The sequence below is a fragment of the Streptomyces sp. Ru72 genome, from assembly GCF_002920635.1.
In the GTDB taxonomy this organism is placed as follows: domain Bacteria; phylum Actinomycetota; class Actinomycetes; order Streptomycetales; family Streptomycetaceae; genus Streptomyces.
The window spans coordinates 1-12809 of the sequence record NZ_PQSR01000043.1 but is presented as its reverse complement, the minus strand read 5'-3'; the positions used below and the strand labels follow the sequence as shown (position 1 = coordinate 12809).

Here is a 12809-nt window from a genome sequence, read left to right as displayed (position 1 = left end):
GATACTGGGCAGCGACGCCGGGCCCGTGCAGGATCGCCGGGATCGTGTCGAATTCGACCCGGCCATGAGCATGCGAAAAACGTGACAGCATGAGCCGGCACATCTGGATCAGCCCAAGGGGAAGGCGGCACGAGTGAGTTCGGGCGGCGAGACATCGCAGACGCTTGACCGCGGGCTGACGGTGCTGGCACTGCTGGCCAGGCACAGTGACGGCCTCACCGCCGCCGAGCTCGCCGGACACATCGGGGCCGCGCGCGCGATCGTCTATCGCCTGCTGCGCACCCTTGAGGCCCACAACCTCGTCACTCGCCTCGACACCCGCTACGTCCTGGGATTCGGCCTCGCCGAACTGGCCAGTCGGCTACGGCCCAGGCTCCAGAGCGTCGCGCTGCCGATCCTGCAACAGCTGAGCCAACGCACCAACAGCACCGCGATCCTCACCGTCGCCGACGGCGACCAGGCCCTGGTCCTGCTCACCGCAGAGCCCCCCGACAGCACCATGCACCTGGCGATGCGGGAGGGTGCGCGGCACCCGCTCACCGTGGGCGCGGACGGTGTAGCGATCCTGGCCGGCCGGCCACCGAGCTCTTCCGACACGGAAGACGTCCTGCGCGCCCGCCGACAGGGCTACGCCATCAGCGTCGGCGCCATTCAGGAGGGCGCCATCGGCGTGGCGGCCCCAATACGCGTCTCGGACTGGCCGACCGCCAGCCTCGGCATCGTCCGGATCGGGGCCAACGCGCCCGACCCCGCCGTCGCCGACCTGGTGACGAGCGCGGCCGCCCAAGCTGCTCAACGGCTCACCGGCACACCCGGATTCGACATGTCCAACGGTCACTAGACCCATCACCGATGACCTCAGCCGCCCCGAGCGGCTCATCGGCATGCCCGGATTCGACGTACCCGGCAGGCGTCCGCCCCATGGCCCTGCATCCAGAGTTAACAAGCCAAATGGTTGACATGCGGACTCCATGACACCACCATCTGCCCAATAGCGAACAGCGTGTACGAAAATCGTACAGCGTTCCAAGGCCCCTTCATAGGGAGCGGACAGATGGCTTCTCCAGACAGTCAGTCGCTCGGACGCGCCAAACTCTCCATGACCGGCGTCCTGGCTCAATCGGTGGGTTTCATGGGGCCGGTCTTCTCGGTCGCGGCGCTGCTGCCGCTGATCGTCGGACTGTCGGCCACCGGCCGCGGTGCGGGCGTCGCCACGCCGCTGGCGATCATCGTCGCGGGCGTGGGGATATTCGGCGCCGGCTGGATCATCGCGCAGTACGCCAAGCGGATCCACCTGTGCGGCTCGCTGTACGAGTACGTCTGCGACGGCGCCGGACCACGTGTGGGCATCGTGGCCGGCTGGGTGTACTACGGCGCCATGCTGATCCTCGGTGCCGCGACCTTCTTGGTGCTGGGCGGTCTCACCCAGTCGTTCCTGCAGACCGCCTTCTCGATCGACGTGCCCTGGTGGCCGCTCGCGCTGGTCTACCTCGCCGTGGTGCTGGTCATCGTCGTCATCGGCGTCCAGGTCTCGGTCAATGCACAGCTGGCGCTGGTGCTGATCTCCTCCGCGGTCGTGCTGGGCTTCTCGCTCTACATCATCTTCCGGGGAGGCCTCGGCGGGCACAGCCTGTCGGCCAAGCCGTTCAACCCGCTCTCCATCAGCGGCCTGGACCTCCTCTACGGCGTGCTCTACGGCATCAACATGTTCATCGGCTTCGAGTCGGCCGCCAACCTCGCCGAGGAGACCGACGACCCGAAACGGCATGTCCCCAAGGCGGTGCTCATGTCACTCACCATCGTGGGGGTGTACTTCGTCATCACCGCCTACGCCCAGGACATCGGCTTCGGGCTCGACGGAACGGCGTGGAAGAACAGCGTCTTCCCGCTGCAGACACTCGCCTCGGGCAGCGCCTTCGGCTCGTCCACGTTCGGCGACGTCGTCGCCGTCCTGATCATCCTCGACATCCTGGCCGTCGCGATCGGAGTCGGGGTCGCAGCCACCCGCGGCATGCTCGCCATGGCGCGCGCCGGCCGGCTGCCCGCTCCGCTCGCCACGGTGCATCCCCGCTTCCTCACCCCCGTGGGCGGGGCCGCCCTGCTCGGCGTGGTGTCGGTCATCTCCATCGTCCTGGTCCGGGTCAACCACGGAATCTTCTCCCTCGCCACCGGGCAACCGGGTGTTCTGCAGCCCGAATGGTCACCGATGTTCGGCTGGATGGCAGGCTTCGGGGGCACAGGCCTGGCGCTGATGTATCTGGTCGTCAGCGCCGCCGGCGCCAAGGGGCTGTGGCACGAGGTCAACCGCGTGAAGCTGGTGATCGCCGCCGCCGCCGGGATCCTCGTCGCCACCGGAGCCGTGTTCGGCGCGATCTACAAGGCGACCAGTCCGCTCGACACCGTCGCGCCGGCGCTGGGCATCTGGCTCGTTCTCGGCGTCATCTGGGCCTTTTTCGCCCTCCGCCGCCAAGGGCGCCCGGGCATCGAGTTCCCGGTCGCCGATCCCGCTCCGCTCACCAGCGAGAAGGGATAGCCGAACGGCCAAGGCCTTGACGCTCGGCCCGGCAGTCCGAAGAACCGTCGATTGGAAGACGACCAGCATGACGCAGCAGTCCACCCCGGCCCACCCGTACGACCCGTTGTCCGCCCCGGAGATCGAGGCGGCCGTCGCAGCCGTTCGGGCCGGCAAGCCGCAGCTGACGGCCCCGCGCTTCCCCCTCGTGCGCCTCGACTATCCCGAAAAGCAGTCGGTGCGCGACCACGATCCGCACGCCCCGCTCCCCCGGTCGGCGTTCCTCGTCGTCTACGACCGCGCCGACACCGCCACCTACGAGGCGCGTGTCGACCTCACCACCGGGACCCTCACGTCCTGGACCCATCTTCCCGGCATCCAGCCGGCCATCATGATCGAGGAGATCATGGCCCTGGACGACCTCGTGAAGAAGGATCCCCGGGCCGTGGCCGCTCTCGAGCGGCACGGAGTCCACGACCTGGACCTGTTGCAGATCGATCCCTGGTCTACGGGAACGCTCCCCATCGACGGCATCGACGCGCGCCGGCGCATCATCCGGGCCAGCGCATATGTGCGGACGTTCCCGGAGGACAACGGCTACGCCCGGCCGGTCGGCAACCTCGTGTTCGTCATCGACTGCAACGAGCAGTCCGTGGCCGCGATCATCGAGGGCGACCCGATTCCCGTCCCCCCGGAGAGCGGAAACTACGACGTCGACAGCGTCGGCCCGCTCCGAACCGATCTGCGCCCGCTGGAGATCACCCAGCCCGACGGCCCGTCGTTCACGCTGGACGGACACGTCATCGAGTGGCAGCGGTGGCGGCTGCACGCGCATATCGACACCGTCGAAGGACTCGTCATCAGCGATGTCTCCTACCTCGACGGGGACCGTCGGCGCTCGGTCCTGCACCGGGCGAGCATCAGCGAGATGGTCGTGCCCTACGGCGACACCAGCGACGACTTCTACTTCCGCAACGTCTTCGACGCCGGCGAGTACAACCTCGGAAAGACCGTCGGATCCCTGTCACTGGGCTGCGACTGCCTCGGCGAGATCCGCTACATGGACGCCGTGCTGGCCGACGAATCGGGCGTTCCGCACACCGTGACGAACGCGATCTGCCTGCACGAGGAGGACTACGGAATCCTCTGGAAGCACTGGAACTTCCGCTATGCCGACCAGGCCGAGGTCCGCCGCTCACGCCGCTTCGTCGTGTCGGCGATCCACACCATCGGCAACTACGAATACGGCTTCTTCTGGTACTTCTATCTCGACGGCACCATCCAGTTCGAGGCGAAACTCACCGGCATCGTCCAGACCCGGGCGGTCGCACCGGGCGCCACCCCGCAGTTCGGAGCCCTGGTGGCCCCTCAACTGGACGCCCCCAACCACCAGCACCTGTTCAACATGCGGCTGGACCTGGAAGTCGACGGCCCCGACAACACCGTCGTGGAAGTCGACGCGGTGGGCATGCCGATCGGACCGGACAATCCGTACGGCAACGCCATCGTGGCGCGCAAGACCCCCATCGCCAACGAACGCGACAGCCGCCGGATGTGCGACCCGCTCACCTCACGCACCTGGAAGGTCATCAACCCCGGCGTGCTCAACCGCCACGGCGAACCGGTCGCCTACAAGCTCGTACCCTTCGTCGGCCCGACCTTGCTGGCGGCCCCGGACAGCGATCTCGCCCGGCGAGCGGAGTTCGCCCGCACGCATCTGTGGGTCACCCGCTACTCACCCACCGAACTGCACGCGGCCGGTGACTACCCCAACCAGCATCCCGGCGACGGCATCGGCGAATGGGTCAAGCAGGAACGCGATCTGCTGAACACCGACGTCGTGCTGTGGCACACCTTCGGCACCTCGCACCTGCCACGGCCCGAGGACTGGCCGATCATGCCGTGCGACTACGTCGGATTCTCTCTGAAGCCGGCAGGGTTCTTCGACCGGAACCCCTCACTGGACGTCCCCCCGCCCGCCGGCCACGGCACCGCGCACTGCGCCACGAACCATGAGGCTGGCACTATCGGGCCCGATGACGTTCGACCTCCGTGCCACTGAGCGGAACGATGTGCATTGAAGGCGAGTTTCAGACGACCTGCCCGGCCGGCCGCTTTTCACAGTGGACGGGCAGGTCGTCGTCCGTGATGTCCCAGCTCAGGGTGACCGAGTACTGGTGCCTGGATGCCCCCGGCGCCCGTGCCGGTGCCCACCGGATCCGGAAACCTCTTCGACCCGGCCGTCACCAGCCCCGCCCGCGCTGGTCGGAAACCGGTCGGCTACTTCGACCGCACATCCCGACGCTCGGCGTTCCCTCGAACGCCACCCGCCTCGCACGGCTTCCACGGCCACGACGACCATGAGTGAGACATTGCTGACGGTTGGCCTGGCAGGGGCTCTTCTCTGCCTCATCGGTCACTTGCCCGGGCCGGTGCATCGCTGGGGACCGCAACTGCTCGCACTGGCCGGGATGGCGCTCATGACAGGTCACCGGGCATCTTCAGGGGTCTGGGCCGTCGTAGCCGCCGGTCTGTGGAGCGCCATTCGGGCGTGCCTCGATCGGCGGGTCCGCACCGAGGTGATCGACCTGGCCGCGATGGCACTGCTCATGGCGCTGATGGCGGGCCACGCCGGTGTTTCCCCCACGCACATGCCCGCCGGCATGGCAGCTGGACCGGCCATCCTGACCGTCGTTGTCTGGGTGACCGCCCGAGCGGCCGAGATCATGTTCCGGCAGCTGTCGGATCGTCCCTTGGTTCCGACGGCTCCCAAGGCCACGCCGTCCGCCCCCCTGGCTCGGGTTTACCGGGAATCGGGCACAGCAATCATGATCATCAGTATGGTGGCCATGTTCGTATGACACGGAATCGCGACCGGCACCGCCTGGCTGCGGTCACCCGATTTCTTGACACTCCTTGTCTACGGGCAGGCCCGGGTGGCGTCCCGCTTGGTGGTGTAGCCGATCACGGCTAGGGCGTACGCCCGCGGGCGTGTGCTGTTGGGGATTCGCTCCCTGCCCAGCAGGCAGGCCACCTGCAACTCTCCTTGGTGAACGGCTAGTTCAACCCGGGAGGTGCGCGGTGGCCCTGTCCCAGTCTAAGGACTGGAATCAGAATGACGTCCCTTGGGCTCAGGAATGACGGTGCGTCAGTTCGTGTTGATGCGACCTGGAGGGGGTGGTTGCGACCGATACTCGTGGTGGGCGCAAGCCGTGGGAGGTTGACGATGGGCTGTGGGAGCGTATCGAGCCGCTGTTGCCGGTGATTGAGCGGCGCTTCCGGTACGTCGTCGGCTCGATGACCGGCGGGTTGTGTGCAGCGACCGGAGCAGTACATGGCGTCCCGGCGCCGCCCGCCGCCAGCGAAGGTGATCCGCCCGCACTCCGGGCAGGTCAGCAATCGGATAACGCCCGTGTCGTCGTTCCATTCGGCCTCGGCGAGCATCAGCGCAAGCCCCATGATCCGGTCGAAGGTCTTGCGTGCCCGGTATCCCTGGGCCCGGCACACGTCGTCGCAGTACCGGCGACGCGGCGAAGCGTTCCTCGGCAATCGGACTCCGCAGGAGGCGCAGAAGCGGATGCGGCCCATGCCCCCAGCATCACGCGCCCAGCTGAGGTCCGTCCTGGTCGGGCTCACCCTGGTCCTCGTCGTTCTCGTCCTCGTTGCCGGCGTTGGGCCAGGGACCGAACGGCCCGATGGGCTGCTCCGGGGTGGCGCCGAGCACGCCGGGTCCCTTCATGGGATGTGACCAAGATACGCGTCAAAGGGGCAACGGGATGATCTTAAGAGCTTAGGTCGTCTGCTCGTCGTGTTCGCGCAGCATCCGCATAACGGTGGCGGGCGAGGGGTGGTGCCCCTTTCTTGGCGCCGGTGGTGATGACGAGGCGCTTGGCGATGTCGCGCAGGCTCATCTCCTGGTCGCGTATGTGGAGGGCCATGGACAACATGTCGTCGTCGGTGACCCCGGCGCCGCCGATGGTCTTGCCGCGCTTGCGGGCGGACTCGTGGCCTTCCAGGGTGCGGTCGCGGATGTACTCGCGCTCCATGCCGGACATGGCCGCGAGCACGGTGAACACGATGCCGGACGGGTCGTGCGAGCCCTTCAGCTCTCCGGTGAGGAACTCCAGGCCGACGTCGCTCGCTTTCAGTTCCTCGGCGAGCATGGCGAGTTCGATGCCGCGGCCGAGGCGCTTGTGCTCGTGCTCGTGCACGACGAGGGTGACGGCGATGCCGGAGGAGCGGATCTCCCCGGCGAGCTTCACAGCGGCCTCCAACTCGGGGCGCTTGGTGGCGCGGGTGGAGATCTTCTCCGCGAAGACCCGGGTGACCCCGGCTTCGGCGAGGGAGTCGAGTTGTGCATCGAGGGACTGACGGGTGGTCGAGGCTCGGGCTTAGCCGAGGCGGACGTGTCCGACCGGTTCGGCGCCGGCGCTCACGGGCCGGGGCAGTTCGGTCCACGCCGAGCCCGGCTTGCGTACGGCGGGGGTCGGGACGCTGAGGGCCTTGGCGAGTTGGGGCACGAGGCGGAAGCGGGCGGTGTGGTACTTGATGGCCACCTTGTTCTTGCCGGTCCGGCACGGGGAGCCCGATGGGGCGGCGCAGGTGGACATCGGGCAGTCGTGCGATTCCACGCGCTTGAAGTCGTCGCTCCCAAGCACAGACTGTTTTATGAGGGTGTTTCAGACGTCCAGTCGCTTGCAACGACTCATGAAACATGGTCGCCGCAGGTGGACCGCCGGGCGGCCGGGTGTTTCACGAGCGAGGACCTATGAAACAGTCCGTGGCGGTGGTCTGAGCCAGAAGCAGTGGAGATTCGGTCGAAGATCGCTGTCGACGACCTGCCGTCGGTGATCGTGCTTGTCGCCCTGGTCCACCTGGCCGGGGCCAAGATCTAGCCCTTGATCAGCAGGGTCGGCAAGGCTGTCACCACACCGAGCCCGACCGACCCGAGCGCCCACCGTGTGCCGGTGCGCTGCCAGGGACGTCCAGCGTCCAGTGCGTAGCGCCCCGGCCCGGTGAAGGCGAGCGCCACGGCGACGGCCGCGAAGAGCATCGGCGTCTCGGTCCCCTCGTAGAACCCGGACCCCCACGAGGCGTTGACCGCATTGATCATCACCCCGATGACCATGGCCGTGGCCAGCGGGAACGCCAGACCAGCGGCCAGCAGCAGCCCGCCACCCATTTCAGTCAGCCCCGCGATCACCGCAAAGGGCCTCCCCGGCTGAAACCCCATCGTTTCGAACGCCGCGGCGGTCCCCTCAACCCCGTCGCCCCCGAACCACCCGAACAGCTTCTGCGCCCCATGCGAGGCCAGAACCAGCCCGAAGAACACCCGCAACCCCAGCAATCCGACCTGCATGACCGTCGCTCCTTTCGCTTCGTGCAACTCCAGCTTCGATGCGTGACGGGGCGGCGGGACATCCGCCGATCTTCCGCTTCATCCCCGCCGATCGGCGGGGTGGTTCCGGCCAGGTGTCGGATCCCTTTCCACCGTCTCCTGTCCGAGTCTTGAATCCGACTCCAGGACGACCACGCCATGAGGGGCCCTACAGCCCTTCTTCCAAGCCCCGGGGACTCCCCAAAAGAACCCCTGGGAAGGCCACGGTCAGGAAGGGCCAACGCCACGAAGGCCAGGCGCCCGATTCGGGGTCTCAATGTTCTTCCCGTTCAGGAGGAGCGCATCTGCTCCGCCGCCGAGTGAGGAAAGCCTTTGTCCGCACGTTCGACCGCGCCTCGATCGCGCGTCACCCGCCTCAGAGCAGTCGCTGTCGGGGCCGCTCTCTTGTCCGTCTGCCTCGCAGGCTGCCAGAGCGCAGAGCCGCACTCACACTCGCACTCGGCGGCTACCGGAGCGCCAGATCCGGCGTTTACCGGACTGCCGCCCGCGCCGCCCAAGGGAGAGTTGCTGCGGACGACCAAAGAGCAGGCGGCCGGCATGATTCCCGGCGCTGCGCTGGTGGAACCGCCCGACCTAAACCGGGCGACCCCGAAGGATCTCAACGTCCAGCTGACGGCGGTTCAGCAAGAGGTGATGATCTCGGGCAAGAAGGTCCTCGCGGAGACCTACAACGGAAGTCTCGTCGGGCCGACCCTCCATGTGGTTCCAGGCCAGCGCGTCACCTTGAAACTGGCCAATCATCTCGGCACGTCAACCAACCTGCACTACCACGGGATGCACCTGTCCCCGGAGGGAAGCGCGGACAACATCGACCTGTCCGTTAAGCCGGGGCAGATTCAGACCTACCACCTCGACATTCCCGCCAACCAGGAACCCGGAACGTACTGGTACCACGACCACGAGATGTGCGACGGGAACGGCCGTCCGATGCCGGGGATGACGATGAGCCCCGCACCCGCGAAGAGCCCCGCACCCGCGAACGTTCGCTGCAATGGAACTGAGAGCCAGATCGGGGCGGGGCTGTCGGGAACCATCATCGTCGGGGACAGCCGCGAAACTCTGCCACCGGCCTACCGCGGGATCACCGCTCACACCTTGGCGCTCAAGGACACCCAGATCAGCTCATCCAGCTCGATCGTCTACCCCGACGGGGTCCTCGAGCCCGCAGAGCCGACGGTCCGGCTGGTCAACGGCCAATACCAGCCCACGCTGACCATGAAGGCCGGGGAAACCCAGTTGTGGCGCATCGCCAACGAAGACTACGCCATCGCCTACGACCTCCAGCTCGACGGCGGCACCTTCACCGTGGTCAACCAGGACGGGATTCCCGCCGCGGCGCCGGCCCGGGCCAAACACCTTCTGATGCCGCCCGGCAGACGCTTCGACGTTCTGGTGACCGCTGGAGCCACCGGATCGACCTGGCTCAGAACCCTCGCCCACAAGACCGGGCCCGACCCCTTCAACGGTGCCGGCGACGAATACCCCGACACCCCCCTCATGAAGGTCAACGTCCAGAAGGACAGCGGGAATGCGGGGCCGGCTGCCACCGCAGGACGGGCCGGCATGGCCACCTCGCCCCAGATCGCCGGGCCGCTTCCCGGATCCCACCCCGATCTGTCCAAAGAACCCATCGCCCGATCCCGAAGCATCGTCCTGAACGACGACGCCGGCAACCACTTCTGGATCAACGGCAAGCTGTTCGACCACACGAAGCCGACTTTCGCGGAACCGGCCACCCTCGGAACGGTCGAAGAATGGACGCTCACGAACAAGGCTCACCAGAATCATCCGTTCCATCTCCACGTCGCGCCGTTCCAGGTCCTCAGCGTGAACGGCGTCGCCCAGCCCCGTGCCGACTACATGGACGTCGTGAGCGTCCCCCACGCAGTCAACGGAAAGCCCGGAAAAGTGGTGATCCGGATCCGCTTCACCGACTTCACCGGGAAATGGTTCTTCCACTGCCACATCACCGGACACGAGGACACCGGAATGATGGGCTACCTGAACGTCATCGCTGCTGGATGACCAACCCTCCGGCGCCGGCGGGCGCCGGAGGCTCAGGATGCGAGGACACCCCGATCCTGGGCAGGGAGGCGTCAGCATCCTGCGTCGCTGAAGGCACGTCACCGTCAGGCGGCCTGGTCGAGGCCGACGGCGTGATGGCGCCGCGGTTGCCGAAGCCGATCCACTGGGAGAACCGGTTGAACGACTCCACCTTGTTGGTTGCCGCCGTCACCCGCCGGCGCAGTGGCGCATCCGAGAGGTAGCGCAGCGCAGAAGTGGAAGCGCCGTTCTTGCGACGCGGGCGCACGGCCGGCGCATCTTCGACTGGGCCCGCGTCGAGGTCAGGCCCTGGCACCGCGAGGACCGCCGGCACTGGCGACAGGTCGGAGAGCAGCAGGGGATCCAGCGTGCCTTCCTCGGTACGCATCTGATGGGGAACAGGCACCGCGGACGTTGCCCGCGCTGACGATGATCAGCCGCGACGCCTCCGGATCCGGTGCGCCGATCACATCGATGCGGTGGTCTCGCGCGGTCACGTCCGTGCCCGCCGCCAGAGCATCCAGGGTGGCCGACCACAGGGTTGCTGTGCCATCGACCCCGTTCTCGCCTTCCCCGGACTGTCGGGTGACGGCCGTCGAGAAGACCCGGGCGGACGGCACACCATCATTGCCGATTTCGGCGGTCGCTACAGCGTGAGTGGTCGTCTCTGCGCAGGTCCGCGGTGACTTTGCCGGCGCGTAGCTGTCGTCAAGGATCTTCACGGACTCCAGACCGTGGCTGAGGACTACTGGGCCTTTCGACTCAAGGGCCGCAGTGAAGTCCCCGAACAGGGCGAGCCCGGCCATCTGCGTGCCGTGTCCGCTGCGGTCCGCTGGTGTACTGCCTGGCAGCACGCTGTAGGCCCGCTCGTGCAGTGCGGGCTTGAGTAGTGAATGTTCCTGGGCTATGCCTGTGTCCAGGATGCCCTCGATGCTTCTCGGACGATTCGGCCACAGCAGAAATGCTTGCACGGGTGTCACGCTGTGCCGATCACCGCCGTCACGGCGGCCGAGACTCATGTCTGTCTGGGCTTGCCCTCACGCAGCGCAGCCCTGGGCCCGATCCGCCCCCCGATGCCCGAGTTCTACGGAGCGTAGTCAGCACCAAGTCAGCACGGGAGCGACGAAGACGGGTGATGACGTGGGATTTCAGTCAGCACCAAACCAGCACGGGAGTCAGCACGCCACCACCAAATCACCCCCCAACTACGCTTCCCGGACGGCACTAATTTCCTCCCCTCTCCAACCCTCTCGGCCGCCCGTCCACGAGCGGGCATGGTGGTCCGACGCATAGCCGCGCCCCGAACTATGTTGGCCCACCACATGTGCGCCTGACCTGCGTGTTTCTACGGTATGCCGACACGTACCCGTCCCCACCGCACACGAGGAAGTGGCGCACATGGCCTCCGGAACCACCGCTCCCCCACCCCCCGCGAACCTCCGTCGCATCGTCGCCGCCAGCCTCATCGGCACCACCATCGAGTGGTACGACTTCTTCCTCTACGGGTCCGCCGCCGCGCTCGTCTTCAACAAGCTCTTCTTCCCCGGCTCCGACCCGCTGGTCGGCACGCTTCTGTCGTTCCTGACCTACGCGGTCGGGTTCGCCGCCCGGCCGCTCGGGGCCCTGGTGTTCGGGCACTACGGCGACCGGCTCGGGCGCAAGAAGCTGCTGGTGCTGAGCCTGCTGCTGATGGGCGGGGCGACCTTCGCCATCGGGCTGCTGCCCACGCACGCCACCGTCGGCACCGCGGCGCCCGTCCTGCTCACCACGCTGCGTCTGGTGCAGGGCTTCGCGCTCGGCGGCGAGTGGGGCGGCGCCGTTCTGCTCGTGTCGGAACACGGCGACGCGCGGCGGCGGGGCTTCTGGGCCTCCTGGCCGCAGACCGGCGCGCCGGCCGGGCAGTTGCTCGCCACAGGTGTGCTGTCGCTGCTGACCGCCGTGCTCTCGGACGACGCGTTCGGCTCCTGGGGCTGGCGCATTCCGTTCCTCCTGTCCGGTGTACTGGTGATCGTCGGTTTGTGGATTCGTCTCTCCGTCGATGAATCGCCCGTGTTCCAGCAGGCGTTGGCTCAGGCCGAGGCCCGCAAGGCGGCCTCTGACGGCGGTGCGGAGAAGTTGCCGCTGGTGTCCGTGCTGCGTCACCACTGGCGGGACATACTGGTCGCGATGGGCGCCCGCATGGCGGAGAACATCAGCTACTACGTGATCACCGCCTTCATCCTCGTCTACGCCACCACGTCGGCCGGCGTCTCCAAGCAGACGGCCCTCAACGCGGTCCTCATCGGCTCCGCCGTGCACTTCGCGGTCATCCCGGCCTGGGGCGCGCTGTCGGACCGGATCGGCCGCCGGCCCGTGTATCTGCTGGGCGCGGCCGGGGTCGGCCTGTGGATGTTCCCGTTCTTCTCGCTCATCGACACCGGCGGGTTCGGGAATCTGATCATTGCCGTGACCGTCGGTCTCGTGCTGCACGGGGCGATGTACGCGCCCCAGGCGGCCTTCTTCTCCGAGATGTTCGCGACCCGCATGCGCTACTCGGGCGCGTCCATCGGCGCCCAGTTCGCCTCGGTGGCGGCCGGCGCCCCGGCCCCGCTCATCGCGACCGCGCTGCTGTCCGACTACGGCAGTTCGACGCCGATCGCCCTGTACGTGATCGCCGCTGCCGTCCTGACCCTGATCGCCGTCGGTGTCGCCAAGGAGACACGCGATCGCGACCTTGCCCGGGTCGAGTCCGCGGACGACGAACCCTCGGGGGCGCGGGCCGCGGACGCTCGTACCGTCTGAGTCCGCGTCTTCCCGCCGGCCCCGTGCGTTCACGCGTGCGGGGCCGGTGCGCATCCTGCCGGCGGCGTACCGAGT

The 12809-nt window shown here is 67.5% G+C and carries 11 protein-coding genes and 2 pseudogenes; 7 read left to right on the top strand and 6 right to left on the bottom strand.

The window, feature by feature from the left end:
- The first annotated feature begins 133 nt into the window (after positions 1–133).
- The 4 genes from C3488_RS20515 to C3488_RS20500 all read left to right on the top strand — a co-directional run bounded on the left by C3488_RS20515 (position 134) and on the right by C3488_RS20500 (position 5373).
- Positions 134–841, top strand: coding sequence for an IclR family transcriptional regulator (locus C3488_RS20515; RefSeq protein ID WP_181139102.1), 708 nt, complete (start codon positions 134–136; stop codon positions 839–841).
- Positions 842–1054: 213 nt separating this feature from the next.
- Entirely contained in the window at positions 1055–2533 is a 1479-nt protein-coding gene (locus tag C3488_RS20510) for an APC family permease (protein ID WP_103841459.1), read from the top strand.
- 67 nt (positions 2534–2600) lie between these two features.
- Positions 2601–4574: a primary-amine oxidase gene (locus C3488_RS20505; protein WP_103841457.1), complete on the top strand. Its 1974-nt coding sequence runs from the start codon at positions 2601–2603 to the stop codon at positions 4572–4574.
- Positions 4575–4872: 298 nt separating this feature from the next.
- A complete protein-coding gene (locus tag C3488_RS20500) occupies positions 4873–5373 on the top strand; it encodes a hypothetical protein (protein ID WP_103841454.1) in 501 nt (166 codons plus the stop codon).
- A gap of 737 nt (positions 5374–6110) precedes the next feature.
- Here the strand turns inward: C3488_RS20500 and C3488_RS40630 are convergent.
- From C3488_RS40630 to C3488_RS20485, 4 genes and pseudogenes are all read right to left on the bottom strand, one after another.
- Positions 6111–6251: a hypothetical protein gene (locus C3488_RS40630; RefSeq protein ID WP_181139112.1), complete on the bottom strand. Its 141-nt coding sequence runs from the start codon at positions 6249–6251 to the stop codon at positions 6111–6113.
- 43 nt (positions 6252–6294) lie between these two features.
- Positions 6295–6843: pseudogene (locus tag C3488_RS20490) on the bottom strand (recombinase family protein); the annotation flags it as partial.
- Positions 6844–6903: 60 nt separating this feature from the next.
- The gene (locus C3488_RS41675) at positions 6904–7170 is read right to left on the bottom strand and encodes a hypothetical protein (protein ID WP_258053539.1); all 267 of its coding nucleotides are present in this window, start codon (positions 7168–7170) and stop codon (positions 6904–6906) included.
- 233 nt (positions 7171–7403) lie between these two features.
- A complete protein-coding gene (locus C3488_RS20485; protein WP_103841452.1) occupies positions 7404–7871 on the bottom strand; it encodes a DoxX family protein in 468 nt (155 codons plus the stop codon).
- A 543-nt stretch (positions 7872–8414) separates the two neighbouring features.
- Here C3488_RS20485 and C3488_RS20480 point away from each other — a divergent pair.
- Entirely contained in the window at positions 8415–9935 is a 1521-nt protein-coding gene (locus C3488_RS20480; RefSeq protein ID WP_258053538.1) for a multicopper oxidase family protein, read from the top strand.
- On the opposite strand, the gene C3488_RS39955 is transcribed toward C3488_RS20480, so the two are convergent.
- A complete protein-coding gene (locus C3488_RS39955; protein WP_258053537.1) occupies positions 9919–10146 on the bottom strand; it encodes a transposase in 228 nt (75 codons plus the stop codon). The genes C3488_RS20480 and C3488_RS39955 overlap by 17 nt on opposite strands.
- Before the next feature lie 26 nt (positions 10147–10172).
- Between C3488_RS39955 and C3488_RS42625 the strand changes: the two are divergent.
- Positions 10173–10290 (top strand): annotated as a pseudogene (locus C3488_RS42625) (IS701 family transposase); the annotation flags it as partial.
- Here C3488_RS42625 and C3488_RS42620 read toward each other — a convergent pair.
- A complete protein-coding gene (locus C3488_RS42620) occupies positions 10256–10972 on the bottom strand; it encodes a S8 family serine peptidase (protein WP_107528744.1) in 717 nt (238 codons plus the stop codon). The pseudogene C3488_RS42625 and the gene C3488_RS42620 sit on opposite strands and share 35 nt — an antisense overlap.
- Positions 10973–11351: 379 nt before the next feature.
- Between C3488_RS42620 and C3488_RS20475 the strand changes: the two genes are divergently transcribed.
- Positions 11352–12734 (top strand): MFS transporter, encoded by a 1383-nt coding sequence (locus tag C3488_RS20475; RefSeq protein ID WP_103841450.1) that lies wholly within the window; start codon positions 11352–11354, stop codon positions 12732–12734.
- Positions 12735–12809: the final 75 nt, after the last annotated feature.

Coding starts and splice junctions, on each gene's coding strand:
- C3488_RS20485 (WP_103841452.1), bottom strand. CDS start 7,871: ATGCAGGTCGGATTGCTGGGGTTGCGGGTGTTCTTCGGGCTGGTTCTG.
- C3488_RS20475 (WP_103841450.1), top strand. CDS start 11,352: ATGGCCTCCGGAACCACCGCTCCCCCACCCCCCGCGAACCTCCGTCGC.
- C3488_RS20505 (WP_103841457.1), top strand. CDS start 2,601: ATGACGCAGCAGTCCACCCCGGCCCACCCGTACGACCCGTTGTCCGCC.
- C3488_RS20510 (WP_103841459.1), top strand. CDS start 1,055: ATGGCTTCTCCAGACAGTCAGTCGCTCGGACGCGCCAAACTCTCCATG.
- C3488_RS40630 (WP_181139112.1), bottom strand. CDS start 6,251: ATGAAGGGACCCGGCGTGCTCGGCGCCACCCCGGAGCAGCCCATCGGG.
- C3488_RS20500 (WP_103841454.1), top strand. CDS start 4,873: ATGAGTGAGACATTGCTGACGGTTGGCCTGGCAGGGGCTCTTCTCTGC.
- C3488_RS42620 (WP_107528744.1), bottom strand. CDS start 10,972: ATGAGTCTCGGCCGCCGTGACGGCGGTGATCGGCACAGCGTGACACCC.